At 57.2% G+C, this 26,727-nt stretch carries 23 protein-coding genes; 5 read left to right on the top strand and 18 right to left on the bottom strand.

The features are described from left to right. Positions 1 to 56 precede the first annotated feature (56 nt). Positions 57 to 1,289 (top strand): peptidase T, encoded by a 1,233-nt coding sequence (gene pepT, locus BEI65_RS25900; protein WP_099065670.1) that lies wholly within the window; start codon positions 57 to 59, stop codon positions 1,287 to 1,289. 45 nt (positions 1,290 to 1,334) lie between these two features. Here pepT and BEI65_RS25895 read toward each other — a convergent pair whose 3' ends face one another. Next, complete coding sequence (locus BEI65_RS25895; RefSeq protein ID WP_099065669.1) at positions 1,335 to 2,447, bottom strand: SLC13 family permease; 1,113 nt, start codon at positions 2,445 to 2,447, stop codon at positions 1,335 to 1,337. A gap of 280 nt (positions 2,448 to 2,727) precedes the next feature. On the opposite strand from BEI65_RS25895, the gene apbE reads away from it, so the two are divergent. After that, complete coding sequence (gene apbE, locus BEI65_RS25890; RefSeq protein WP_099065668.1) at positions 2,728 to 3,759, top strand: FAD:protein FMN transferase ApbE; 1,032 nt, start codon at positions 2,728 to 2,730, stop codon at positions 3,757 to 3,759. Between the two features lie 49 nt (positions 3,760 to 3,808). Here apbE and BEI65_RS25885 read toward each other — a convergent pair whose 3' ends face one another. From BEI65_RS25885 to fabB, 7 genes are all read right to left on the bottom strand, one after another. After that, the gene (locus tag BEI65_RS25885) at positions 3,809 to 6,928 is read right to left on the bottom strand and encodes an efflux RND transporter permease subunit (protein ID WP_099065667.1); all 3,120 of its coding nucleotides are present in this window, start codon (positions 6,926 to 6,928) and stop codon (positions 3,809 to 3,811) included. Then, entirely contained in the window at positions 6,925 to 8,376 is a 1,452-nt protein-coding gene (locus BEI65_RS25880) for an efflux RND transporter periplasmic adaptor subunit (protein WP_099065666.1), read from the bottom strand. The genes BEI65_RS25885 and BEI65_RS25880 overlap by 4 nt, the downstream gene beginning before the upstream one ends. Next, complete coding sequence (locus tag BEI65_RS25875) at positions 8,373 to 9,632, bottom strand: TolC family protein (protein WP_099065665.1); 1,260 nt, start codon at positions 9,630 to 9,632, stop codon at positions 8,373 to 8,375. The genes BEI65_RS25880 and BEI65_RS25875 overlap by 4 nt, the downstream gene beginning before the upstream one ends. 10 nt (positions 9,633 to 9,642) lie before the next feature. Continuing rightward, positions 9,643 to 9,966: a copper-binding protein gene (locus BEI65_RS25870; RefSeq protein WP_099065664.1), complete on the bottom strand. Its 324-nt coding sequence runs from the start codon at positions 9,964 to 9,966 to the stop codon at positions 9,643 to 9,645. Between the two features lie 68 nt (positions 9,967 to 10,034). Continuing rightward, positions 10,035 to 10,457 carry a hypothetical protein gene (locus BEI65_RS25865; RefSeq protein WP_099065663.1) on the bottom strand — a complete coding sequence of 141 codons (423 nt, stop codon included), beginning with the start codon at positions 10,455 to 10,457 and terminating at the stop codon, positions 10,035 to 10,037. A gap of 203 nt (positions 10,458 to 10,660) precedes the next feature. Next, the gene (locus BEI65_RS25860; protein ID WP_004947462.1) at positions 10,661 to 10,882 is read right to left on the bottom strand and encodes a hypothetical protein; all 222 of its coding nucleotides are present in this window, start codon (positions 10,880 to 10,882) and stop codon (positions 10,661 to 10,663) included. 209 nt (positions 10,883 to 11,091) lie between these two features. Next, complete coding sequence (fabB, locus tag BEI65_RS25855; RefSeq protein ID WP_012146081.1) at positions 11,092 to 12,306, bottom strand: beta-ketoacyl-ACP synthase I; 1,215 nt, start codon at positions 12,304 to 12,306, stop codon at positions 11,092 to 11,094. Between the two features lie 170 nt (positions 12,307 to 12,476). On the opposite strand from fabB, the gene mnmC reads away from it, so the two are divergent. Further along, complete coding sequence (gene mnmC / locus BEI65_RS25850) at positions 12,477 to 14,498, top strand: bifunctional tRNA (5-methylaminomethyl-2-thiouridine)(34)-methyltransferase MnmD/FAD-dependent 5-carboxymethylaminomethyl-2-thiouridine(34) oxidoreductase MnmC (RefSeq protein WP_099065662.1); 2,022 nt, start codon at positions 12,477 to 12,479, stop codon at positions 14,496 to 14,498. A 44-nt stretch (positions 14,499 to 14,542) separates the two neighbouring features. On the opposite strand, the gene BEI65_RS25845 is transcribed toward mnmC, so the two are convergent. From BEI65_RS25845 to prmB, 6 genes are all read right to left on the bottom strand, one after another. Then, entirely contained in the window at positions 14,543 to 14,824 is a 282-nt protein-coding gene (locus BEI65_RS25845) for a YfcL family protein (protein ID WP_099065661.1), read from the bottom strand. 31 nt (positions 14,825 to 14,855) lie between these two features. Beyond that, positions 14,856 to 15,413: an elongation factor P hydroxylase gene (locus BEI65_RS25840; protein ID WP_099065660.1), complete on the bottom strand. Its 558-nt coding sequence runs from the start codon at positions 15,411 to 15,413 to the stop codon at positions 14,856 to 14,858. A 62-nt stretch (positions 15,414 to 15,475) separates the two neighbouring features. Continuing rightward, complete coding sequence (locus BEI65_RS25835; protein ID WP_099065659.1) at positions 15,476 to 16,276, bottom strand: sulfite exporter TauE/SafE family protein; 801 nt, start codon at positions 16,274 to 16,276, stop codon at positions 15,476 to 15,478. Positions 16,277 to 16,404: 128 nt separating this feature from the next. Continuing rightward, entirely contained in the window at positions 16,405 to 17,232 is an 828-nt protein-coding gene (mepA, locus tag BEI65_RS25830) for a penicillin-insensitive murein endopeptidase (RefSeq protein WP_099065658.1), read from the bottom strand. 5 nt (positions 17,233 to 17,237) lie between these two features. Next, on the bottom strand, positions 17,238 to 18,323 hold the full coding sequence (gene aroC / locus BEI65_RS25825; RefSeq protein ID WP_012146087.1) for a chorismate synthase: 1,086 nt from the start codon (positions 18,321 to 18,323) through the stop codon (positions 17,238 to 17,240). A gap of 62 nt (positions 18,324 to 18,385) precedes the next feature. Then, the gene (gene prmB / locus BEI65_RS25820; RefSeq protein ID WP_037423765.1) at positions 18,386 to 19,318 is read right to left on the bottom strand and encodes a 50S ribosomal protein L3 N(5)-glutamine methyltransferase; all 933 of its coding nucleotides are present in this window, start codon (positions 19,316 to 19,318) and stop codon (positions 18,386 to 18,388) included. A gap of 170 nt (positions 19,319 to 19,488) precedes the next feature. Between prmB and smrB the strand changes: the two genes are divergently transcribed. Beyond that, positions 19,489 to 20,019 (top strand): endonuclease SmrB, encoded by a 531-nt coding sequence (gene smrB, locus BEI65_RS25815; protein WP_099065657.1) that lies wholly within the window; start codon positions 19,489 to 19,491, stop codon positions 20,017 to 20,019. Between the two features lie 64 nt (positions 20,020 to 20,083). Here the strand turns inward: smrB and sixA are convergent, their stop codons facing one another. The 4 genes from sixA to BEI65_RS25795 form a co-directional block, all read right to left on the bottom strand. Then, positions 20,084 to 20,566: a phosphohistidine phosphatase SixA gene (gene sixA, locus BEI65_RS25810; RefSeq protein ID WP_099065656.1), complete on the bottom strand. Its 483-nt coding sequence runs from the start codon at positions 20,564 to 20,566 to the stop codon at positions 20,084 to 20,086. A 406-nt stretch (positions 20,567 to 20,972) separates the two neighbouring features. Further along, the gene (gene fadJ / locus BEI65_RS25805; protein WP_099065655.1) at positions 20,973 to 23,138 is read right to left on the bottom strand and encodes a fatty acid oxidation complex subunit alpha FadJ; all 2,166 of its coding nucleotides are present in this window, start codon (positions 23,136 to 23,138) and stop codon (positions 20,973 to 20,975) included. After that, positions 23,138 to 24,448 carry an acetyl-CoA C-acyltransferase FadI gene (gene fadI / locus BEI65_RS25800; protein WP_099065654.1) on the bottom strand — a complete coding sequence of 437 codons (1,311 nt, stop codon included), beginning with the start codon at positions 24,446 to 24,448 and terminating at the stop codon, positions 23,138 to 23,140. Before fadI ends, fadJ begins: the two co-directional genes overlap by 1 nt. Positions 24,449 to 24,641: 193 nt before the next feature. Then, positions 24,642 to 24,938: a YfcZ/YiiS family protein gene (locus tag BEI65_RS25795; RefSeq protein WP_099065653.1), complete on the bottom strand. Its 297-nt coding sequence runs from the start codon at positions 24,936 to 24,938 to the stop codon at positions 24,642 to 24,644. Positions 24,939 to 25,345: 407 nt separating this feature from the next. On the opposite strand from BEI65_RS25795, the gene fadL reads away from it, so the two are divergent. Next, positions 25,346 to 26,623 (top strand): long-chain fatty acid transporter FadL, encoded by a 1,278-nt coding sequence (gene fadL / locus BEI65_RS25790; RefSeq protein ID WP_099065652.1) that lies wholly within the window; start codon positions 25,346 to 25,348, stop codon positions 26,621 to 26,623. Positions 26,624 to 26,727: the final 104 nt, after the last annotated feature.

The raw sequence follows: 26,727 nt of genomic DNA, 5'->3' as shown, positions 1-26,727 counted from the left end.
AAAACCGCCTCCTTTCCTCCCCGGCCTGAAGGCCGAGGTTTCCCGGAGGCACTCTGATGACCAGCGCCATAGCCGAACAGCTCACCGAACGTTTCTTCCGCTATCTGGCGGTGACCAGCCAGAGCGATGCCGCCGTCACCACCCTGCCCAGCACGCCGGGCCAGCATGATATGGCCAAGCTGCTGGCCGCCGAACTGCGCCAGTTGGGGATGAAAGACGTGCAAATTGATGAGCACGCCACCGTCACCGCACGCAAGCCCGGTAACCAGCCAGGTGCGCCGCGCATCGGTTTTATTACTCATATCGATACCGTTGACGTCGGCCTGTCAGCGCATATTCATCCGCAGCGCCTGCGCTTTAGCGGCCAGGATCTGTGCCTGAACGCGGAGCATGACATCTGGCTGCGCACCGCCGAGCACCCGGAGATCCTGGCCTACCCGAATGAAGAGATTATTTTCAGCGACGGGACCAGCGTGCTCGGTGCCGATAACAAGGCCGCAGTGACGGTAGTGATGACCCTGCTGGCTAACCTGAGCGCCACCGACCGCCACGGCGATATTCTGGTGGCCTTTGTGCCGGATGAAGAAATTGGCCTGCGCGGTGCCAAGGCGCTGGATCTGGCGCGCTTTGATGTGGACTTCGCCTATACCATCGACTGCTGCGAACTGGGGGAAGTAGTGTATGAAAACTTCAACGCGGCCGCGGCGGAGATCCGCATTGAGGGGGTGACCGCTCACCCGATGTCAGCCAAAAACGTGCTGATCAACCCGATTCGTATCGCCAACGACATCATCAACCAGTTCGACAGCCAGGATACGCCGGAGCATACCGAGGGACGTGAAGGCTACTTCTGGTTCAATGACATGACGGCCAATGCCAACCTCGCCACGCTGAAAGTGTCGATCCGTGATTTTGATCTGGCGAATTTCAATGCGCGTAAAGAGCGTATTCAGCAAGTGGTGCAGCAGGTGGCGGCAAACTACCCGCGGGCCAGGGTCAGCTGCAGTGTCACGGATATCTACAGCAATATCAGCAACTCTATCGGTGAAGACAAACGTGCCATCGAACTGATTTTCGGCGCCCTCGCCGCCCATGGTATTCCGCCAAAGGTGATACCGATGCGCGGTGGCACCGACGGTGCGGCGCTATCCAGCCGCGGGCTGGTGACCCCCAACTACTTTACCGGCGCGCACAATTTCCATTCACGCTTTGAGTTTCTGCCGATCAGCGCCTTTGTGAAGTCCTATCAGGTCACCCGCAGTATTTGTTTGCTGGCGGCTCGCGGTTAATTGCTTGGCCAAGGGAGAGCGGTATTTCATACAAAAATACCGCTCTTAGGCCAACAGCCAGCCAAGCAACCCACCCCACGCCAGCAGTGGCAGCGAGTAATAATGGAATTTCAGCCAGATTTTTCGCTCGCCCGCCATCCGCAGTGCAATCAGATTGGCCAGTGAGCCGATCGCCAGACCAAAACCACCGGCGTTCACCGCATAGGCCAATAGTTGGCTGGAAGGCACGTAATTGAGCAGTAAAATGGTCGCCGGCACATTGCTGATCACCTGTGACAGGCCTATCCCCAGGGCATAAATACCGCCCTCGCTTAGCCTGGCAATGTCAGCAAACCAGGGCTGGACGGCCCCGAGCCGGGTGAACAACCCCACGTCGATAAACATGGCGATAAAGACAAAAATCAGGCTCCAATCGATCTGCAGCAATACCCGGCGCGCCAGCAGTAAAAAACCGGCGAATACTGCCAACAGGCCGTACAGCGGCAGGTCAATATCCAGACACAGCAGAAAAATCACGTACAACGCCACACAGCTCAGCAACAGACGTCGCTGATAAGGGTAGCCTTCGGTGTGCGGGGCCTTAACGATATCCCGCACCGGGAAACTGAACCAGGTCAACAGCAGCAGGCTGGCCAGCATCGCCACACCAAAGGGTGCCATCTGGGCAATGAAACCCAGGAAGGACAACGAGGATTTACTCCACAGCAAAATGTTCTGCGGATTGCCAATCGGCGTCAGCAGCGAGCCGGCATTGACCGCCAGCGCCTGGAAGATAATCAGCCGGCTAATCGGCAGCGAAGAAAGTTTTTTCAGCGTGATGGTCAGCGGAATGACAATAAACAGCGCCACGTCGTTGGTCAGGAATGACGACAACAGCGCGGCAGAAAACACCAAAAACAGCGCCAGCCGCCGTTCGCTGTGCAGCGTATTGACTATCTTGCGGCCGATAAAATCAAAATAGCCGCTGACCTCAACCCCCTTGGTCAACAGCATCAGGCCCAGCAGGGTAATAATGGTTCGCCAGTCAATAAAACCGCTGAGCGCGGGCAGTGGCTGCGGATTAATGACCGCCATCAACACGCCGGCCAACAGCAGAATATGTAAAAAACGATCTTTCAGGAACGGCTGGATCAGCCGGAGAGCGGCGTTTGAACTCATGTTGAGCGCTTCAAAAATCAACCAGGGGTCGGGAGCCAGAAGTTAGCCCAAGCACGACGGGAACGCCAGCAAAATGCTATTTTACCTTATACCCGTCATTCTTGAAGCCGCCTCTTTGTTGGCTGCCTGCACTTACCCCTGTCACGTACTGTCTGTACGCTCCCGGGGATGCGTTTAGTGGCCGCCTCGATGCAACTCCAATTATTTTGGGTATATCTGCTTTTCATTTGGCGCGCTTTACTTTATTGGTAGCGCCTTTCCCAGTTTTAAAGGATTTTTTATGGCTAACGTTTTCGCCAAAGGACTGTTGCTGAGTCTCGTGCTCGGTTTGCTGACCGCCTGTAATGACCAGAACTCCCGCCCGCAGACGGATATCGACGGCAAAACCATGGGGACCTTCTACAGCGTCAAGGTCAGCGGTGACATGGCAATCAATAAACAGCAGTTGCAACAGCAGATCGACGCCGTGCTGGAGCGGGCCAACGACGATATCTCCACCTACCGCAATGATTCGGTACTGTCGCGCTTTAATCAGACCCGCAGCGCCGATCCACAGCCGATCCCACGAGGTATGGCGGACATTATCCTGATGGCTCAACGCATCGGCCGCGATACTCAGGGCGCGATGAATATTACCGTCGGCCCATTGGTCAATTTGTGGGGCTTCGGCCCGGATAAAAAAGTGGTCAAGGTGCCGAGCCAGCAGCAAATAGAAGCGGCGCAAAAGAATGTCGGCCTGAAGCATCTCAAGCTGATCAGTGACGATCGCGGTGAGTGGCTGCAAAAAGACCTGCCGGAGATGTATGTCGATCTCTCAACCCTGGGTGAAGGTTATGGCGTTGACCAGTTGGTGCAGTTGATGGCGCGCAACGGCATCACCAACTATCTGGTCTCGGTCGGCGGTGCGGTTTCCTCACGCGGCGTTAACGGCCAGGGCAAAGCCTGGCGGGTAGCGATCCAAAAACCAACCGACCGCGAAAATGCGGTGCAGGCCCTGGTGGATCTGCAAGGGTATGGCATCAGCACCGCCGGCAGCTACCGCAACTATTTCGAACAGGATGGGCAGCGTTATTCACATGTGATCGATCCCACTACCGGTCGACCTATTACCCACCGTCTGGTGTCCGCCACGGTGATAGCTCCGACCGCGCTGGAAGCCGACGGTTGGGATACCGGGCTGATGGTGCTGGGAACGGAAAAAGCACTGAAACTGGCGGAGGAAAAAGGGCTGGCGGTGTATTTGATCAGCAAAACCGACCAGGGATTCAGCGCCGTCATGACGCCGCAGTTTAAAGCGTTTCTGGTGAAATAGTTTCTGGTTCAGTAATAAGGGGCGCAGTTCAATACCGCGCCCCGCTCCGTCATCCTTTACGGTGCAACAGCAAATAAACCACCGGAACCACCAGCATCGACAACAAGGGTGCGCTGACCATCCCGCCAATCATCGGTGCCGCAATGCGTCGCATCACCTCAGAACCGGCACCATCACCCCACATGATCGGTAACAACCCGGCCATGATGGTAGCGACGGTCATCACTTTTGGCCGCACTCGCAGTACCGCCCCCTCACTGATGGCCGCCATCAGTTGTTGCTGGGTGAGCGGCTGCCCTGGCTGACGGTGTTTTTCCAACGCGTGATTCAGATACAACACCATAATCACGCCGAACTCCGCCGCCACCCCGGACAGGGCAATAAAGCCAACCGCCCCGGCCACCGAAAGGTTGTAGTCCAACAGGTACAGCAGCCACACGCCGCCGATCAGCGCGAAGGGCAGCGTCGCCATGATCAGCAGCGCATCGCGCACGCTGCTGAAGGTGACAAACAGCAAGACGAAAATGATCGCCAGCGTCACCGGCAACACGATTTTCAGCTGGGCGCTGGCGCGTTCCAGATATTCAAATTGCCCGGACCAGCCCAATGACACCCCGGCCGGCAGCTTGACCTGCTGCGCGACCGCCTGCTGCATCTCTTCCACCGCCGATTTAAGATCGCGCCCGCGCAGATCGACATAAATCCAGTTGGAAAGCCGCGCATTCTCACTTTTTAACATCGGCGGCCCTTCGGTCACCCGAATGTCTGCCAACATCGACAACGGCACCTGGCCCCCGCTGGCAGTCAGAACCGGCAGCGCCTGCAGTTGTTGCACCGAATCACGGATTTCACGTGGGTAACGCACATTGATCGGATAACGCGCCCGCCCCTCTATGGTTTCGCCAATGTTTTCGCCGCCCACCAACGTCGCCACCATAGATTGCAGCTCTTTGACCGAAACACCGTAGCGTGCCGCCCGCTGACGGTCGATATCAATATCCACGTAACGGCCGCCGGTAATGCGCTCGGCCAGTGCCGAGGTAACGCCCGGAACCCGCTTCACCACCTGCTCAATCTGCCCGGAAATCCTTTCGATATCGGCCATGTTATTGCCGTTCACCTTGATGCCGACCGGGCTTTTTATCCCGGTGGCCAACATATCCAGCCGATTGCGGATTGGGGGAACCCACACGTTGGCTATCCCCGGCACCTTGACCACGCTGTCCAATTCCGCCACCAGCTTGTCCATGGTCATGCCCGGCCGCCATTGGTCACGCGGCTTGAAGCGAATGGTGGTTTCCAGCATGGTCAGCGGTGCCGGGTCGGTGGCGGTTTCCGCCCGCCCCGCCTTGCCGAATACCGTCGCCACTTCCGGCACGGTTTTGATCAACCGGTCGGTCAGTTGCAGCAGCCTGCTGGCCTCGCGCGCCGACATGCCCGGCAATGACGATGGCATATACAACAGATCGCCTTCATCGAGCTGCGGCATAAATTCACTGCCCAGGCGGCTAAGCGGATACAAGGTTAGCAACAGCAGCAGCAAGGAAACCCCGAGCGTGGTTTTCGGCCTTGCCAACACCGCCGCCAGCACTGGCTGATACAGACGGATCAGCCAGCGGTTGATTGGGTTGGCATGCTCGTCGGGAATGCGACCACGAATGAAGTAGCCCATCAACACCGGCACCAGCGTAATCCCCAGCCCGGCCGCCACCGCCATGGCATAGGTTTTGGTGTAGGCCAGCGGAGAGAACATCCGCCCTTCCTGCGCCTGAAGTGTGAACACCGGAATGAAGGACAGCGTGATAATCAGTAGACTGCAAAACAGCGCCGGCCCCACTTCCACCGCCGCCTGCTCCGAAATGCGCCAGTAATCTGCCGACGTCGGTTGTTGCCCAGGGTGGCGTTGTCGCCACTGCTCCAGCACCTTATGCATGTTCTCGATCATCACGATCGCCGCATCCACCATCGCCCCTATCGCGATGGCGATCCCGCCCAACGACATGATGTTGGCGTTCACCCCCTGATAATGCATCACCACAAAGGCACCGAGAATGCCGAGTGGCAGCGTGATCATCGCCACCAGTGCCGAGCGGAAATGGAACAGGAACAAGGTGCAGACCAGAGCCACCACGATAAACTCTTCCAGCAGCTTGTGGGACAAGGTTTCGATGGCATGCTCGATCAACTGAGAGCGGTCGTAAACCGTGACGATTTCCACCCCCGGCGGCAAAGTCTGCTGAATCTCCTGTAGCTTCACCTTCAGCGCGTTGATGGTTTCCAGCGCATTCTTACCGTAGCGCATCACCACAATGCCGCCTGCCACTTCCCCTTCCCCGTTCAGTTCCGCCACGCCACGGCGGATCTCCGGCCCTTCACGCAGCGTCGCCACCTGTGACAGCAGGATAGGTACGCCGTCGCGCACGGTGATCACCACGTTGGCAAAATCACTCAGCTTTTTCAGGTAGCCCGAGGTGCGCACCATATATTCCGCTTCGCCCATTTCCAGCAGCGCCCCGCCGCCTTCCTGATTGGCGTCCTGGATGGCCGTCACCACCTGTTGATGAGTGATATTCAGCGCGCGCAGGCTTTGCGGATCCAGCACCACCTGATACTGGCGCACCATGCCGCCCACGCTGGCTACCTCCGCCACATTGGGGACGGTTTTAAGCTCAAACTTCAACGTCCAGTCTTGCAGCGCGCGCAGGTCGGCCAGGCTGTGTTTGCCGCTTTTATCCACCAGAGCATATTCATACACCCAACCCACACCGGTGGCATCCGGCCCCAGCGCCACCTTCACCTGTTCAGGCAATGAAGATTGCACCTGGCTCAACGACTCCAGCACCCGTGAACGCGCCCAGTAAAGATCGGTGCCGTCCTCAAACAGCACGTAGACGTAGGCATCGCCAAACATGGAAAAGCCCCGCACCGTTTTGGCCCCCGGCACCGTCAACAAGGTGGTGGTCAGCGGATAGGTGACCTGATCTTCAATCACCTGCGGTGCCTTGCCTGGGTAAGTGGCACGGACGATCACCTGCACATCAGACAAGTCCGGCAGTGCATCCAGCGGTGCTTTCTGCAGTGCCCAAACACCCCAGCCGGCCAACAACACCGAAGCCAGTAACACCAGCAGCCGATTACGCAGCGACCAGCGGATCACTAATGCAATCATAAGTGGCCTCCGTGTTCAGCACTCGCCGGCAGGACCTGGCTGATATGCGAACCGCTGTCGTCGACGCCAAAGCGGATTTTCACCCGGTCGCCTGGCTTGATGCCTGCCGGTAATCCCCCCGGCGGCAGAGCAAAATCCATGGTCATCGCCGGCCACTGCAATTCCGGCACCGGCCCGTGGGACAGCGTCATGCTGTCGCCATTCAGCGCCTCAATCACTCCCTCAGCCTGATACTGTTTAACCTCGGTTTCCGCCGCCATCTGCGGCAAGGCACTGCGCATGCTGGCCTCGGAGTCGATCAGGAACTGACCGGAGGTCACGACCTGCTGCCCGGCGTTCAGCCCACGTTTGATTTCGACCCAGCCGTCCTGGGCGCGCCCGGCCACCACCTCAACCGGCGTGAAATGACCATTACCTTCGGCGATCAATACCCGATTACGATCGCCACTGCCAATCAGCGCCTCCTGCGGGATTGCCAGCACCGGTTTACCGACGTGGCTCTGCGACAACGTCAGTTGCAGGTACATACCCGGCCGCAGCTTTTGTTGAGGATTTTTCAACAGGATCCGCGCTTTAAAGGTTCGGGTCAGCGGATCAACATTAGCCAGCAGTTCACTCACCTCGCCTTCAAAGCGCTCTCCCGGCCAACTGGCGGAGTTGGCCTGCACCCTGTCCCCCACTTTCAGCAACCCGGCTTGCGCCTGCGGATAATCAGCCACGATCCACACCGGATCGAGACGGGCAAGTTCGAATAGCCCCTGCGCCACGGTCACCTGCGCGCCTTCGAGCACGCTGAGCTTGTTCACATAACCGCTTTCCGGCGCCACTATCGTAATGCGAGGCTCGGGTTTACCCCTGCGCTCTACCTGCCGAATCACCGCTTCAGGCATAAACAGCAGTTGCAACCGCTGGCGTGCGGCGGCGGTCAACGCACGGTCACCCAGTTGGCGTATCGCCAGATACTCCTGCTGCGCCGCGCTCCAGTCCGGGATCCACAACTGTGCCAGTGCTTCGCCTTTTTTCACCTGCTGCTGGCTGGCACGGACATAGAGTTTTTCCACCAGCCCATTGGCGCGGGCGGCAATGATCTGCACCCCACGTTCATCGGTGGCCACGCTGCCAAAAGCGTTAAGCTGCGGATCCAGCGGACGCAACTGGGCGGTTTCGATACGTACCCCCAGGTTCTGCTGCTGGCGTGCGCTGATGGTCACACCGCCCTCCGTCTCGGCCTCATCGGCATAGCGCGGCACCAGTTGCATATCCATAAAAGGCGATTTCCCCGGCTTATCAAAACGCTGGGCAGGCATCATCGGATCGTACCAATACAGTACCTGCCGTTCACTTTTGTCCACCTGCGGTGCGGTTTCACCCGACGCACCAAACCAGTATCCGGCCAGCCCAGCGCCGATTAACGCCGCTAACAGCGCCAGCTTAAATGGCATTTTCATTGCATCGACTCCTGAGGGGTGAGATAGCGGATGGCGGCCCAAATCTGTGCCAGTCCGCGAGCGGCCTTACCGGCGCTGAGACGGCTGTCGAGCAGTGCTCGCCTTGCTTCCAGCACCGCAGACAAGTCGCCTTTACCGCTGCGATATTGCGCCAACAGCAAGCTCACTCGCTGTTGCTGCAGGGGGATCGCCTGTTGTTGCTGGCGCTGCCATTGCGCCTGTGCCGCCTGATACTGTGCCAACAGCGTATCGAGTTGTGCCTGATGATCGCGGATCAGCAACGTCAGTCGATCGTTGGCCTCCATGTTGCGGGACACATCAGCGGCGTAGTTCTTGTCCTGCCGTTGTGAGCGGAACAGCGGCAGATCGACGGTAAACATCACCCCAGCCAGATCTTCGTAATCATCGGCACGCTTGCCGTAATAGACCTCTACGCCGACGTCCGGTATCGCTGCCACCTCTGACTGCGCCGAACGCGCCTTGGCTACGTCGGCCTCACGGCTGGCCTGCAGCACCTCGGGATGCTGCCTGATCGCCTGCCGCAAGACGTCACTGTCGGCCGGCAAACGTTCAAAGCGCGGCAGGGTTCCGGCGGTATCCGTCGCCGCCAGACCGGTCAGTTGTGTCAGGCGTGCCTGCGCCACCGCGACGTCACGCTGCGCCTCGCTGATACGGTCCTGCATGGCCAACAGCGTCAGTCTGGCGTCCAGCACGCCGCTGGCAGGAGTACCGCCACCGGCCACACCGGCATGCTGAGTGGCAATTTGACGCTCACTCTCCGTGACCAGAGCAGTGGCATCGCGCAAGGTTTGCCGACTCAGCGCCAGTTCCAGCCATGCCTGTGCGGTTTGCTGCTGCAGACGGGTTCGGATGGTGGCACTGCCGGCGTCCGTCTGGCTGGCCTCGGCGCGCAGGGTATCCGCCTTACGTTGGCGTTTGGTGCTGCTGACGTAATCCTGCATGATGCCAACCCGCCCCATCGTCATGCCTTCACGGGTGAAGCGCCGGGCATTTCCACCCTGTACCGGTACGTTTTCAATACCGAACTTCAGCTTGGGATCGGGCAATTGCATCGCCGAATCCGCCATGTTCTCCAGGGCATTCACCTGATGTCGATTCGCCGAAAGCTCGGCCGAATAACGCTCGGCGGCCGTCAGCGACTGTTGCAGCGTCAACTCCGCCGCCTGGCTGGCCGGTGCCCAACAGGCAAGCAGCAGCCAGCCCACCCGCCAAGGGTGAGAAAGGATAATGGTCATGACGCCTCCGTTATTGGCGAGCGGCGGCGACAGCCACCAACTGATAACCACCGTCGACGGGCAGGAAGCTGAAATCCACCGCCGTTCCCGCAGGCAGTGCAGTGAGCAATGGCGATGAAGGGAGTTGGAAACTCATGGTCATGGGCGGCCAGTTGAGCGCCGGAATGGCCTGGTGCGCGATGGACACCTTCCGCTCATCCCAGGCTTTGATCACGCCCTGGCTATGGATTTCGACGTCAGGTTTTACGGCAGAATGTTGCATCGCCATATCGGCGGCGCTGGCGGCAGAGGAGAAAAACAGGGTGATCAATACAACGGCAAATAAATTACGCATAACGGGTACTCCATTAAATAGTTAACAAACGCGGATGGCCGTCAGGGACGGCAAAGCGGTTGTCAGAGCTATTCACGGAACCGGCAGAAAACTATCTCTGTCGGCGGGCCTGTTATCGGGGGTGTTTGCCAGGTATTAACCGGGATAGAAAGTGACGGGGAAGGCGCAATAACGGCCCATTCGCTGCTGATCGGCAAGGCGGCTAACGTCAGGTTGGCGTGGTCCTGTTGGGCTGACTCCGGTACACAGTGTTTCTCACACAGTGGCCCCTGGGTTTGCATCTGTTCCGACGACGGCAGGCTGTTTTGCATATGCATCATATGCTGGGCCATCGGCGCTTCGCCGCTGAACTGCAGGTTACAATTATGGCTGGCCAGCGCCAGTTGGCTATTCAACAGCAGCCAGCAGACGACCAATAACCATGCGCCAGCCCGCTTTTTAGCAAAGCGCAGACGGTGCATGGATAAAGAGATGGACGCCAAAGCCGACATCAGGTCATTCCAGAACGGGAGATGGCGGAAGTATATCGACCAAGTGCTTGCGCAGGAATGGAATTTACACCCGCTGACAAAGCGGCATTCAGCGGCAAAGTGGAAATTAAAATTCTTTGATATCAATCAACCGGTGGCGTCTCAGCCAAAGAAAAAGCCCAGCTTTTGCTGGGCTCGATTCGGGGAAACTCACCGACGGAAGGTTATTTGGTTAACGCGATAATACCCAGCGTCAGACCGGCAACCGCCGCCGCACCACCGGCGATGGCGCCTGCGGTTTCCCAGTTATCCTGAGTGGTGCCTTTCATACAGGTGTTGGTGTGCACCAGACGCCCCTGATCGTCATAAACCGGGACACAAGGTGACTCAGTCGCGCACCCAGCCAGAAATACCGACAGCAGCCCAACCGCAATTAACTTTTTCATACTTTTGCCTCAATGTTCGATCACTCTGAAATGCGACGCCGAGTGATATTCGCGCTATTGAGCCATTGTATGCGCAAAAGACTGAACGAAGCGTTAATGATCCGTCAGAAGATGTAATTTGGGATAACTCCGAACGGTCCCCGCCAAGATTTGCAGGCAGTAAAAAGCCCGCGAAAACGCGGGCTTGATCGACAACCTTGAGGCCGGAATTACTTCTGCAGTTTACGCATGACCAACGTGGCGTTGGTGCCGCCGAAACCGAAGCTGTTGGACATCACGGTAGTCAGCTCACGTTGAGTCGGCTGAGTCACGATGTTCATGCCTGCGGCTTTCTCATCCAGGTTTTCGATGTTGATGCTCGGCGCAATAAAGCCGTGCTCAACCATCAACAGGCTGTAGATCGCTTCCTGCACGCCAGCGGCGCCCAGTGAGTGACCGGTCATGGCCTTGGTGGAAGAGATTGCCGGGGTGTTGTCGCCAAACACTTCACGGATAGCGCCCAGTTCTTTCACATCGCCAACCGGCGTGGAAGTCCCGTGCACGTTCATGTAGTCGATTGGGGTATCAACGCCCTGCATTGCCATCTTCATGCAACGCACTGCGCCTTCGCCTGATGGTGCAACCATGTCTGCACCGTCAGAGGTCGCACCGTAGCCGATGATCTCGGCATAGATGTGTGCGCCACGCGCCAGAGCGTGTTCCAGCTCTTCGACTACCACCATACCGCCGCCGCCGGCGATGACGAAACCGTCACGCGCTGCGTCGTAAGTACGGGAAGCTTTTTCCGGGGTGTCGTTGTAGCTGGTGGACAGTGCGCCCATCGCATCGAACTCACAGGCCATTTCCCAGCACAGTTCTTCACCGCCGCCGGCAAAGACCACGTCCTGCTTGCCCAGTTGGATCAGTTCAACCGCGTGGCCAATGCAGTGTGCAGAGGTTGCGCAGGCTGAGCTGATGGAATAGTTAACGCCACGAATTTTGAACGGGGTTGCCAGGCAGGCGGAAACGCCTGAAGCCATAGCCTTGGTCACCATGTACGGGCCAACGCCGCGCAGGCCTTTGGCACGCATGCCGTCGGATCCAGCAACCTGGTTGCGTGGAGAGCCGCCACCTGAGCCAACAACCAGACCGGTGCGATCGTTGGAAACCTGATCGGCAGCCAGACCTGAATCTTTGATGGCTTCTTCCATGGAAAGATAGGCATAAACGGACGCATCGCTCATAAAGCGCATCACTTTACGGTCGATCAGACCGGTGGTGTCCAGTTTAACATCGCCCCATACGTGACTACGCATGCCGGAATCTTTAAGCTCCTGGGAGAAAGTGATCCCAGAACGTCCTTCCTGCAGGCTCGCCAGGACCTCCTGCTGGTTGTTACCAATGCTGGAGACGATTCCCAGGCCAGTAATCACTGCACGTTTCATTCAGTACCTCTTCCACAATTTTACATTCGGGATTTTGCATCGCACTTTAGCGTACAGATGTACGCCGAACAAGTCCGATCAGCGTTTTTCAGCTTTATTCTTATCCAGTTTGCGCCATAGCGCCAGCGCCGTTAGAATCCCGTCACCCCTTGAGTTACGAGCAACCAACCGTGAGCCACGCCCCGATCCAAACCGCAGCGTTATCCTGGAATGAACAGGGTACACCTGTTTCGAAACAGTTTGATGACGTCTACTTTTCTAATCAGGATGGGCTGGAAGAAACCCGCTACGTGTTTCTCAAGGGCAACCGACTGCCACTGCGTTTTGCCGAACACCCTCGCCCGCTGTTTATCGTCGCGGAAACCGGCTTCGGCACCGGACTTAATTTTTTAACCCTGTGGCAGGCCTTTACCGGCTTTCGTGCAACCACGCCGAACGCCACGCTGCAGCGACTGCACTTTATCAGCTTTGAAAAATTCCCGCTGCTGCAGGCCGATCTGGCGGCGGCACATGCGCGTTGGCCGGAGCTGGCCCCCTATGCCGATGAGCTACGGGCCCAATGGCCGTTACCGCTGCCGGGCTGCCACCGCCTGCTGCTGGCGGAAGGCCGCATTACGCTCGACCTGTGGTTTGGCGACGTGAATACGCTGCTGCCGCACTTTGACGCCAGTATGAACCGCCAAATCGACGCCTGGTTCCTCGACGGGTTCGCCCCGTCGAAAAATCCGGATATGTGGACCGAACAGCTGTTCGCCGCCATGGCACGCTTTGCCCGGCCGGGGGGCAGCCTTGCCACCTTTACCGCCGCCGGCTTCGTGCGTCGCGGGCTTCAGCAGGCCGGGTTTGAGGTCATCAAGAGCAAAGGTTTCGGTCAGAAACGTGAAATGCTGATTGGCGAACTGCCTGCCGATGCGCCCGTGATTGCCCATCCCACCCCCTGGCTGTTGCGCCCGGCGGCGGAGCATACCGACGATATCGCCATCATCGGCGGCGGTGTTGCCAGCGCCTTGACCGCCCTCGCCCTGTTACGACGGGGTGCGAAGGTCACGCTGTACTGTGCCGATCCGCAACCGGCCGAAGGAGCATCGGGCAACCGTCAGGGCGCGCTCTACCCGTTGTTGAACGGCCGGGGCGATGCACTGGAAAACTTCTTCAGCGCCGCCTTCCTGTTTGCCCGCCGTCAGTATGATGCGCTGGTACAACAGGGCGTGGCGTTCGATCACCAGTGGTGCGGCGTCAGTCAGTTAGCTTTTGATGAGAAGAGCGCCGGGAAGATTGCCAACATGCTGGCGGTTGAATGGCCGCAGAAACTGGCCATGGCGGCCGATCGCACCACGCTCAGTGCCCTGTGCGGCATTGACAGCGGTTTTGGCGGCATTAACTACCCTCAGGGCGGTTGGCTGTGCCCGGCCGAGCTGACGCGCAGTGCAATTGCCCTGGCGCAAGCTCAGGGGCTGAGCTGTCAGTATCAATCTGATGTTCGCGCTCTGACCGCCACCGACAGCGGCTGGCAGCTCAGCTTCAGTCAGGGTGAACCCCAACAGCATGCGACGGTGATCCTGGCCAGTGGCCATCGGCTTGGCGAACTGGCGCAAAGCGAAGCGATGCCAGTTTATGCGGTGCGCGGTCAGGTCTCCCATATCCCCACCACCCCGGTGCTGAGTGAGTTGAAACAGGTGCTGTGTTACGACGGCTACCTGACGCCGGTCAATCCTCATAATCAGCAGCACTGTATCGGCGCCAGCTACCAGCGCGGCGAAACTGCCACCGAATACCGCGAAGAAGAACAGCAGGCCAACCGTGCCCGCCTGCTGCGCTGCCTGCCGGACCAAAGCTGGCCGCTGCAGGTGGACGTCAGCGGTCACCACGCCCGCTGCGGCGTGCGTAGCGCTACCCGCGATCATCTGCCGATGATTGGCGCAGTCCCGGACTTCCAGGCGACGCTGACCCAGTATCAGGATCTGCAACGCCAATATCAGCGCGGTGAGGCTATTGCCAATGCGCCGAGCTATCCCAATCTGTTTGTGATTGGTGCGTTAGGTTCACGTGGGTTGTGTTCGGCACCGCTGGCGGCGGAAATTTTAGCGGCGCAGCTGTTTGGCGAGCCCTTGCCGGGTGACGCTCAGATGATGGCGGCGTTGAATCCGAACCGGATGTGGGTAAGAAAATTACTGAAGGGGCGTGAGGTTTAATCGCCATTTTACAGGACGCTGTTGCCAGCGCCCTGTAAAGAGGATCAGGCGGTCGGCAACGCGGTTTGGTACAGGGTTTCCCACATGCCATATACCAGAACCTGGTCCGGTGGCGACAGTTCACCGGCGGCGATGGCTTTATGCAGGCTATTTTCCACCTGTGCCTTCAAGGCTTCAGCGGTGTGATCGCCCTGTTCTTCCACTTCGGCAACCGCCAGCGTCAGATGACCGCGCAGGTAGCCACCGGCAAACAGTTCATCATCGCTGGCGTGCTCTACCATGTCATCAATCAGCGCCAAAATGCGCGCTTCGAATTCTGCGATCATCAAATTTCCTCATTAAATAACAAACTGACGGTCAATTGAGATCTTCCGGATAGGGGAAAAGCTCGGCCGTCAGCGATGGCGTATTGTAAAACGATTGTAACGCCTGAATAAAGCGCGCAGGTCTTGTGGGTATTCCCTGTTCCAGCAGCAACAGTACCCGTTCGCGGACTTTACGCTGGAAGGCAATGCGATCCGGCTCGCAATCACCGTTCAGGTTGTCGCAACTGACGTTGAACGGAAAACCGGCCGCCACGCAGAACATCCACTCCAGCGACTGCGGCTTGATTTCTACCGCTTCGAATTCGCTTTGGGTCTGCGCGTCGCGCCCGTCCGGGCAGTACCAGTAACCGAAGTCGACCAGTTTGCGGCGCTGCTCACCGGCAATGCACCAGTGAGAGATTTCATGCATGCCGCTGGCGTAATAGCCATGAGCAAAGACGATGCGGTGGTATGGCAACTCGTCGTCAGCCGGCAGATAGATGGGCTCATCGTCGCCCTTGACCAGTCGGGTGTTGTAATCATCACTGAAGCACTGATTAAAGATATCAATCAGCTGTTCGTATTGATGGGTAACCTGTGTGTCTGACATAAAAAATCCAATAACCACAAAATAAAGCGGCAATTATTTCACTTTACCGCTCTCTTGGCATGCTAAATATGCAATGCCAGCCACTGCTGAATTTCCGTACCGTGATTGTCGTATATCAGCTTGCAGCTCATCACCAGTGAAACGATGACGATCATCGGGCGGATCAGCTTCTGCCCACGGGTCATCACCATATGCGCCCCGAGACGGGCCCCCAGCACCTGCCCTACCAGCATCACCAAACCGATACTCCACACCACTTTGCCGCCGATGATAAACAACACCAGACTGCCAAAGTTGGAAGTGAAGTTCAGCACCTTGGCGTGGGCGGTAGACTTGGCCAGATTGAAACCACACAGCGTCACATAGGCCAGTGCGTAGAAGGAACCGGCACCGGGGCCAAAGAAGCCATCGTAAAAGCCTACGCAGCCACCCGCCACCAGGCCAAACGGCAAGGCGCTCAAACGGCGCTGCCGGTCACTTTCTCCCAGACGCGGGGTCAGCAGAAAGTACAGGCCGATGCCGATCACCAGTAACGGCAGTATTTGCCGCAGCAGATCGGCGCGCATGTGCTGCACCAGGATGGTCCCAGCGACGGAACCGATCAACGCCAACAGGATCGTCAGTTTCTGATCTTTGAGATCGACGGCTCGCCGGCGGATAAAGTACAGGCTGGCGGAGAAGGAACCGCCCACCGATTGCAGCTTGTTGGTCGCCAGCGCCTGCGCCGGGGGAACGCCCACCGCCAGCAACGCCGGCACGGTCAACAGGCCACCACCACCGGCAATCGAATCAATAAAACCCGCCAGCAATGCCACCACAAACAAGACCCCGAGCATCTCGGGGCCAACGACGAACCACTCCATTTATACCCCTCTTATTTGAAGCTGCATCTGTGTTGGTTGCACTCATTCACCCGAATCACTTACTCATGTAAGCTCATCGGGATTCATTCCCTTACCGCCTTGATGCAACTCCAATTACTTTGGGTATATTATTCCGCAGCGAAATGGTTATTCAGCAAAGTCTGACAGGTTGGCGGTAAAGGCGGCGGTACCGGTTTACCCGGTTTGGCACTTGGCTGATGCGGGACGAACCAGCTTGCCAGTTCGGCACCACAGCCGTCACCCGGCGGCGGGGTATCCTGTTCTTTACACTCCAGGCTACCGGCAGGACAACGCAGACGCACATGCATGTGCGCACGATGCCCAAACCACGGCCGTACCTTGTGCAACCAGTCACGATCGGCACCGGCATCCAGGCACAGACGCTGCTTGATCGCCGGATTGACGAAGATGCGCGTCACTTCCTGATCCTGCGCCGCCGCTTTGATCAACGTTTCAATCTGCGGCTGCCACTGGCGTGCGACCACCTGCTTGCCGTCGCTGGAAACCAAATCGATCGGCTGCGGCTTCAACAGTTGTTGTGCACTCCAGCGTTGGCGCGGCAACTGTAGCCAGATGTCGACATCAAGCCCGGACTGGTGGCTGGCATGACCGCTGCTAAAGCGCCCGCCGGCCGGCATCGCCATATCGCCGATCAGCACCGTACCGAGGTTTTTTTGGTTCGCCTTGCTGCTCAGACGCTGAATAAACGCCAGCAAATCCGGGTGACCGAAGTAGCGGCGTTGATCGGGACGCATCACCTGATAATCCGGCGAGTTCAGCGGCAGCGGCTGGGCGCCGATCACGCAACCATTGGCAAAACCGCCCACCGCCTGCGGCGCACCGGCCACCGGGTGATCGATTTTCTGCCACGGCGTCAGCGCCATGACAGAGCCCGAAGCCATCAGGGCAACGATGCCCAACATCCAGTTTTTCATGGTGATTACCAGCGTGGAACGTTAGAAACCACATCACCGTTCTGCGCACGTTGGCGCAACAGGTGATCCATCAGCACAATCGCCATCATCGCTTCGGCGATCGGTACCGCACGGATGCCTACGCAAGGGTCGTGGCGGCCACGGGTGACCATTTCCACCGCTTCGCCCTGGCGATTGATGGTTCTGCCCGGCACCATAATGCTGGAAGTCGGTTTCAGCGCCAGATGCGCAATCACCGCCTGGCCGCTGCTGATGCCGCCGAGAATGCCGCCAGCATGGTTGCTCTGGAAACCTTCCGGGGTGATTTCATCACGGTTTTCGCTGCCGCGCTTGGTCACAACGCTAAAACCGTCGCCGATTTCCACGCCTTTAACCGCATTGATGCTCATCAACGCATGCGCCAAGTCCGCGTCGAGGCGGTCAAACACCGGTTCACCGAGGCCAACCGGCACGTTTTCTGCCACTACGCTGACCTTGGCACCAATGGAGTCGCCCTCTTTCTTCAGCGCACGCATCAGTTCGTCCAAGGCTTCCAACTTGTCCGGATCCGGACAGAAGAACGGGTTCTGTTCGACCTGCTCCCAGTCTTTCAGCTCACAGACCACATCACCGATTTGCGCCAGATAACCGCGCACCTGTACGCCAAATTTCTGCTGCAGGTATTTCTTGGCAATTGCCCCTGCCGCAACGCGCATTGCGGTTTCACGTGCCGAAGAACGGCCACCGCCACGGTAGTCGCGCACGCCATATTTTTGTTCGTAGGTATAATCGGCATGTCCCGGACGGAACACGTCTTTGATGGCACCGTAGTCCTGCGAGCGCTGGTCGGTGTTTTCGATTATCAGCCCAATGCTGGTGCCGGTGGTCACGCCTTCAAACACGCCGGAAAGAATACGCACCTGATCCGGCTCGCGGCGTTGAGTGGTGTAACGCGAGGTGCCCGGACGGCGGCGGTCCAGATCGTGCTGCAAATCAGCTTCGGTAAGCGGAATGCCCGGTGGCACGCCGTCTACGATACATCCCAACGCCACACCGTGAGATTCACCAAAAGTGGTGACGCGGAAAATCTGCCCAATACTGTTTCCTGCCATCGCGGATCCTTACCCTTGATTATTATCTTTGTTGGGCCCGCCAAAGCAGGCCCGAAGAATGCTTAGCTGCGGTAGAGGCTGAAATGATCCTTACAATCTACCAGTTGCTGTTTGGTCAGCATGAACACCCCGTCACCGCCGTTTTCAAACTCCAGCCAGTTGAACGGAATATCCGGATACTGTTCCATCAGATGTACCATGCTGTTACCCACTTCACAAATCAGCACGCCGTCGTCGCTCAGGTAATCCGGCGCACAGGCCAGAATGCGACGCACCAGCTTCAGGCCGTCGCTGCCCGCCGCCAGGCCCAGCTCAGGTTCAAAGCGGAATTCCTGCGGCAGATCGGACATGTCTTCCGCATCGACATACGGTGGGTTGGTGACGATCAGATCGTACTGGATCGCGGGAACGTCGCGGAACAGATCGGAACGGATCGGGGTCACCTGCTGTTCAACACCCAGCGCCTGAATATTGCGCTCGGTCACCGCCAGCACGTCGGCGGAGATGTCTACCGCGTCTACTTCTGCTTCCGGGAAAGCGTAGCCGCAGGCAATGGCAATACAGCCGCTGCCGGTACACATGTCGAGAATATGGCTCGGCGGATGAGGGATCAGCGCGCTAAAGCGATCGTTGATCAGTTCGCCAATCGGGGAACGCGGAACCAGCACGCGCTCATCGACATAAAACTCCAGGTCGCAGAACCAGGCTTTGTTGGTCAGGTAGGCTACCGGAATACGCTCGTTGACGCGGCGGATCACGCGTTCAACGATGCGGTGGCGCTCGCTGGAGGTCAAACGTGCAGTGTGCATGTCCTCTGGAATATCCAGCGGCAGGAACAGGCTTGGCAGCACCAATTGCACCGCTTCGTCCCACGGATTATCGGTTCCGTGACCATAGTAGATATCGGCGGCGTTAAAACGGCTTACTGTCCAACGCAGCATATCTTGAATGGTGTGCAGTTCATTCACTGCTTCCTCGACGAAAATTTTGTCCAATTTGCCCTCCGGCAGGCACTGTGATTCATGATTTAGCCGCATAGTTTGCCATGAAGCCCGCGACAAATCACGCTAACCCCTTGCGCTTTTCATTTTGGCGCGAATTTTGCGTCGACAGATACCCGCGACACGGTAAACTACCGCGATAAATGATTTCCGGTGAATAAAAAATGAAGAACAAGCACCCTCTGAGCAAAGATGAATTGCAGCTCTTCAGAGAGTCGGTAGTAGACGCAAAAAAGCTGCGTCAGGACACCATTGTCCACCGTAAACCCAAGCCAAAAACCAAACAAATTGCTCCGCAGCGCCTGCTGCAGGAGCAGGTAGACGCCAGTTATTATTTCTCGGATGAATACCAACCGCAGTTGGAAGAGGAAGGGCCGACGCGCTATGTGCGCCCCGGTTACAGCGCCTTTGAGCTGAAAAAACTGCGTCGCGGCGACTATTCGCCAGAACTGTTTCTCGATTTGCACGGCCTGACCCAAATGCAGGCCAAGCAGGAGTTGGGCGCATTGATCGCCGCTTGTCGACGCGAACATGTGCACTGCGCCTGTGTGATGCACGGCCACGGCAAGCACATCCTTAAACAGCAAACCCCACTGTGGTTGGCACAGCACCCCGACGTACTGGTATTCCATCAGGCGCCCAAAGAATGGGGCGGCACGGCGGCGATCCTGCTGCTGGTCGAACTGGCCGAGTAAACTGCAGAAATGACAAAGGGCGATGTTAAACATCGCCCTTTTGTTTGGGGCCGACCTGCGGTCCCTACACTTTAGCCATCACCTGTGACGGACTGACCTGCCATTCAAATTTACCGCAGCTGCCGTCAGCCGCCAGATCGACATTGGCGATCGCCGAGGTGGCAAACATCGGCGGGCATTCACCCGGGCAAAGTTCTGCCACCAGGTAACCCACCAGCGGTAAGTGGGAGACGATCAGCACCGAGGTAATCCCCTGCTGCGCCAGCACCTGCAAATAACTGCCTACCAGGCTGGCATCCCCGCCCGGCGTCAGCTCAGGCAGCACTTCTTCGCTTGCCGGCAAGCTTAAGGCTTCGCGCACCGTGGCCAGCGTCTGCTCGGCCCGCAGGTAAGGGCTGACCAGCACTCGTTCAATATCCACAGACTTGGTGTTTAACCAGGCCGCCATCTGACGTGACTCATCACGGCCACAAACAGTAAGAGGTCTTACCGAATCGCTGGCCGCATCAAGTGCCGCCTCTCCGTGACGCATAATCAAAACTTGCATATTGCACCGCTGTTGTTGACAAAATAACGCTATACAGAAACGCCGAGCGTGCTGTATCGCCGAGTTTTACAACCCCAAAGCAAAAGCTTTGAAACGATAACGCGCCGTCTCTTTATGGCGGCCGGGCATTTTGCCTGAAAGTTCACGTAAAGAAAACGCTGTTTTTTACATCAATGGCGTCTTGATACCTATTAGGCGCTCACTTAACAACCAATTCAACAGGTTAAATTTTAACCTTTTCATCATGAATTTTATTGATGGCGGCCAGGGTTTCACCGCCATCGGGTTACGTTACCTCGTCCCTATCTCCCTGTATAGGGTCCGGGATTACCGGTGTTGCAAGGAGTGATAACGATCACAATGCACCCTTGATCCTACTCTAGTACAAATCACGTCACCGTGCCGCTCATGCCCCCTGCGGGTAGAAGCGCTCACCCTGCTGAGCCATGCGCTGCAAGCGTTCACAGGGCGCAAAATATTCCCCGTGCTGTCGCTGCAGGTGCTCCAGCGTTTTAACCACCTTATCGGCACCCAGCTGATCCATATAGCGGAATGGCCCACCGAGGAAGGGTGGGAAGCCAATGCCGAATACCGCGCCAATGTCGCCGTCACGCGCACTGCGGATCACACCTTCGTCCAGACAGCGCGCCGCTTCGTTCAGCATCATCATCACGCAACGCTGTGCGATCACCGCCGGCTGCAAATGCGACTTCGGTGTAATACCCAACAGAATATACAGCGAGGTATCGGCACGTTTGTTCCGCTGGCGCTGCTGGCCTTCGCTCGGATACAGATAGAAGCCACGGCCGTTTTTGCGCCCTTTTCGCCCGTCTTTCAGCACCGCATCGAAAGCCGCCGGGGCGGCAAAGCGCGGCCCCAACTGTTCCACCAGCACCGGGATAATCTTGGTACCGACGTCAATGCCCACTTCATCGAGCAGGGTTATCGGCCCCACCGGGAAACCGAAATCGACCAGCGCCTTGTCCAGCGCTTCGATAGGCTCGCCTTCCAACAGGCAGCGCGCCGCTTCATTTATATAAGGAGCCAAAATGCGGTTCACGTAAAAACCGGCGCGATCGGCCACCACAATCGCCGTCTTGCCCTGCTTGTGCGCCAACGCCACGGTGGTGGCTATGGTTTCTTCACTGGTCGTGGCATGCGGGATCACCTCAACCAAGGGCATTTTATCTACCGGGCTGAAATAATGCAGGCCGATCACCTGCTCCGGCCGCTGCGCCCTGGCGGCGATCTGGCCAATTGGCAGCGATGAGGTATTGGAGGCAAAAATGGTGTGCGGCGCAGCGTGCTGTTCGATCTCTGCCACCATCTGCTGCTTCAGGGACAAGTCTTCAAACACCGCCTCAATCACCACATCCACCTGTTCAAAGCCGGTGTAATCGGTCGAGCCGGAGATCAGCATCATCTGCTTTTGCCGCTCCATCGGGCGCATGCGTTTGCTGCGAACCCGCTTGCTGAGCACATCCCAGCTGTATTTCAACGCGTGGTTAATGCCCGTTTCGTTAACGTCTTTAATTCTTACCGGCAGGCCGCCGCGCGTGGCGGTGACGCACGCGATCCCCCCGCCCATCAGGCCGCCACCCAAAATACCGATGCGGTGCAACTCATGGGGTTGAGCATTGCCACCGCGCTCTTTCTTCAGCGTGGTGGAGGCGAAGAACAGGCTGCGTAACGCCGCCGACTGCGGCGTCATGGCCAGTTCGCCAAAGGCGCGAGCCTCGGCTTCATAACCGCTGGCACTGCCGTGATCCAGGCCGGTGCGCACCACCTGGATAATACGTTCCGCCGCAGGGTAGTTTCCGTGGGTTTTTTCCCGCGTTTTCTTGCGCACAATGCTGAACAGCAGGCTTTTCCCCAATGGGCCGTTGAGCAGACGCTCCTGCCATGGCAGTTCACGTCGGCTCTGCCAGCCCTGTTTGACTCGCTCGATAGCAGCCTGCAACAAAATCGACTGAGGCACCGCATCGTCCACCAGACCCATGCGCAGTGCCTGACGCGCCCGAATATGTTTGCCAGTCAGGATCATGTCCAGCGCCTTGCTGGCACCAATCAACCTTGGCAAACGCTGGGTGCCGCCGGAACCCGGCAGCAAACCCAACTGAACTTCCGGCAGGCCGAGGGCGGTTTTATCATCCAGTGAACAGACGCGACCGTGGCAGGCCAAAGCCAACTCCAGCCCACCGCCAAGACAGGCACCGTGAATAGCCGCCACCACCGGAACCTGGAACGCGGCAATCTGAGCCAGGGTGCTCTGCCCTTTTTTCGCCAGCACCTCGGCTTCTTTGGCGGTGCTACAGGCGGCAATCATGGTGATGTCCGCACCGGCAATAAATGAGTCCGGCTTACCGGAAATGATCACCAGCCCTTCCAGTGCCGGGTGCTGCTGTGCGCGGATCAGTACGTCGTTAACCTGCTCGACAAACTCGGCCTTCAGCGTATTCACCTTGTCACCCGGAACATCAATGGTGATCACACCAATGTTGTCCGGACGTATCGTCAGTTGAAAGGCTGAGGGTTTGGCTCGCTGTTCGTGCAATGCATTTTCAAAACTCATTATTCCACCTCTACGATCATTGCGGCCCCTAACCCCCCGGCGGCGCAGGCGGTGGTCAACCCCAGTCCGCCGCCACGGCGTTTCAGCTCGTGCAGCGTTTGGGTGATCATACGCGCACCGGTAGCGGCAAACGGGTGGCCGTAGGCAATCGAGCCGCCCAATACGTTGAATTTATCCATGTCTACCACGCCAATGGCCCGGCTGCGACCCAATTTTTGCTGAGCGAACTCGTCGCTGGCAAACATCTTCAGGTTGGCCAGGGTTTGTGCGGCAAAGGCTTCGTGCATGTCGATCAGTGTCAGGTCGGCCAGACCGATGCCGGCGCGATCCAAGGCCAGCGGCGTGGCGTAAGACGGCCCGAGCAGCATGTCTTCCCACACGTCGATAGCGGAGAAGGCAAAGCTGCGCAGGTAGCCCAGCGGCTGCAGGCCCAATTCTTTCGCTCGCGATTCACTCATCATCAGTACCGCTGCCGCACCGTCGGTCAACGGCGTGCTGTTGGCGGCAGTAACGCTGCCATGCTTACGGTCAAATGCCGGTTTCAGCTTCGCGTAAGAAGCCAGGCTGGAGTCTTTGCGGACGTTATTGTCTTCGGTGATTTGCGTGCGGTATGGCGGCACGTAGGCGGTCATCACCTCATCGTGCAACAGCCCCTGTTCCCAGGCTTTGGCCGCCAACTGATGAGAACGGTGCGCCAGCGCATCCTGCTCTTCCCGGGTGATGCCGTGGCTTTTCGCCATTTGCTCGGCAGTATCACCCATACGCAGGCCGGTAGAGTATTCCGCCACCGCCGGGGGGACCGGCATCAGGTCACGGAATTTCAGTCGGCTGAACAGCTTGAGGCGCTGCGACAGGGTGCGGGCCTTGTTGACGTCCACCAATGTACGCGCCAGCGCCTTGCTGACGCCAATAGGCAGTACGGAGGAAGAGTCAGCGCCACCGGCAATGCCGATACTGATGCTGCCGGCCATGATGCTTTCCGCCACGTTGGCAATCGCCTGGAAGCTGGTCGCACAGGCACGCGACACGCTGTAGGCATCGGTATGCACACTCATGCCGGTGCCGAGCACGATTTCACGCGCGATATTCGGTGCTTCAGGCATTTGCACCACCTGGCCGAACACCAATTGTTCAATCAATGCAGGATCGATACCGCTGCGGGCCAACAATTCACTCACCGCCGTTTTACCCAAATCCACCGCCGGAATACCGTGATAAGCGGTCGCCTGTTTGGCAAAGGGGGTGCGCAGTCCATTTACAATCGCAATACGGTCACCGTGACGGGTCACCAACGGCAGTGCCTTACTCATAAACGCTCCTGAAGAGAATAACGTCAGCGCAACGGCTAAAAAGAGGTCTGACCTGATGGGGTCATTGTTAACCAAATGTTTATATTTGGCAAACCGGCAGAAGTGAAAACTGAGAGCAGGAGCAACTTTCTAAGCGGGGATAATCGGGGTAGTCAGCGGCGCGGGTGAACCCCGCACCGTTTTAAAGCAGCAATTAACGCAGGCCGAGCTGGAAAATAAAGGTTTCTGCCTGGCAGGCAAAGGTGAAATCAGCCACCAGTTCCACACCACCGTCAACCGGTTTAATGCTACTGCTGATGTCGCAAGGGTCGGATTCCACACTACGGGCTTTTTCAGTCAACACCGCCAGCATTTTCTCTGCATCTTGCTGATTAGCAAACACCTGGCTGTAGGAGGCGGTGCAATCGGTATTGTCCATGACGGTACCGACATCAACACAGCAACAAGCGGCAGTTTCCTGGGCGCTACATTTATTAAGTGCATTTGACATGATTAATTCTCCTCAGGGATCGCCATGACGCGGATCCGAATTGCCATTTAACTACTGGCGCAAAGACACAAGATTCTGCGCTCATTTTACTCTGCGACGAAACCGATCACTAGCACTTACTTTTTATAGGTGTTTTAAGTGATGGAAATCACAAATGAAAATCGTCGTCTGCTAAGAAATGGTAAGAATTTTGTTATCTATCGCTGGTTTTTTGTTAGCCAGATCTCTCTTTTGATATCAATTTGGAAATATTTCAAAAACAATGTTGCAACATTCTCACAGGTCGGACCTATAATTCAGCCACTGGTCTGATTTGTCTGAATGGGATCGGACCCTACAATCGCGCGCTTCCTTGTTACTTTATGTAACATGTTTAAATAATAAACACATAAAATGAGGTTTTGGTCATGAGCCAGAAAAACCTATTGACTAAATCAGCTCTCGCAGCTGCAGTGGCAATTATTTCTTCAAACGTGTCTGCCGCAGGATTCCAGCTGAATGAGTTCTCATCAGCTGGTTTGGGACGTTCGTATTCTGGCGAAGGCGCCATGGCAGACACTGCGGCTTCCGCCAGTCGCAACCCGGCCTTGTTGATGATGTACACTCGCCCAGAGCTGTCTTTCGGCGCGGTGTTTATCGATCCGGACGTGGACATCACCGGCAAGTCACCTTCTGGTGCCAGCCTGGATTCTAAAAATATCGCCCCTACCGCCTGGGTGCCGAACCTGCACTATGTGCAGCCGATTAATGACCAATTTGCCGTGGGTGCCTCTGTCACCAGTAACTACGGCCTGGCTACCGAATTCAACGACGGCTATACCGCAGGCGCTTACGGCGGTAAAACTGACCTGACCACCGTAAACCTCAACCTGAGCGGTGCTTATCGTCTGAACCAAAACTTCAGCTTCGGTCTGGGTTTTGATGCGGTTTATGCTAAAGCCAAACTTGAGCGTTATGCAGGTGAAAGTGGTGCAGCCCTCGGAATGCCGGCTGATACTCAAATCTCTCACCTGAAGGGCGATGAATGGGGCTTTGGCTGGAACGCCGGCCTGCTGTATGAAGTCGACGAAAACAACCGCTATGGCTTAACTTACCGTTCAGAAGTGAAAGTCGACTTCGACGGCGACTACAAAAGCAGCATTCCATCCCGCTTTAACCCGCTGCAGGGAAGAACCGGTCTGCCATGGGGGACCGATGGCAATACCATTCCTGGCTCTCTGACCCTGAACCTGCCGGAAATGTGGGAAATCTCAGGCTACAACAAGGTTGCGCCGCAGTGGGCTGTTCACTACAGCCTGGCTTACACCAGTTGGAGTCAGTTCCAGGAGCTGAAAGCTACCGGCAACAACGGCCAGACGCTGTTCGAGAAGCATGAAGGCTTCAAAGACGCTTACCGCATCGCGCTGGGTACCACCTACTTCTACGACGATAACTGGACCTTCCGTACCGGTATCGCCTTCGATGACAGCCCGGTACCGGCTCAAAACCGTTCTATCTCTATCCCGGATCAGGACCGTTTCTGGCTGAGCGCCGGTACCAGCTACGCGTTCAACAAAGACGCTTCGGTTGACGTCGGTATCTCCTACATGCACGGTCAGAAAGTCACCATTAAAGAAGGCCCATACACCTTCGAATCGGTGGGCAAGGCCTGGCTGTACGGTGCCAACTTCAACTACCGCTTCTAATCCTTTCGACGACGAAGCCAAAGCGCCCCTCGGGGCGCTTTTTTATTACCTACGCATTCACAAGGCAAAAAAAAACCCGCCGGATGGCTAACACCGATCGGTTA

The sequence above is a fragment of the Serratia sp. BW106 genome, assembly GCF_002607755.1.
GTDB lineage: Bacteria > Pseudomonadota > Gammaproteobacteria > Enterobacterales > Enterobacteriaceae > Serratia > Serratia proteamaculans.
Note: the sequence above shows the minus strand (reverse complement) of the source record. Positions and strands in the feature narration are given on the sequence as shown.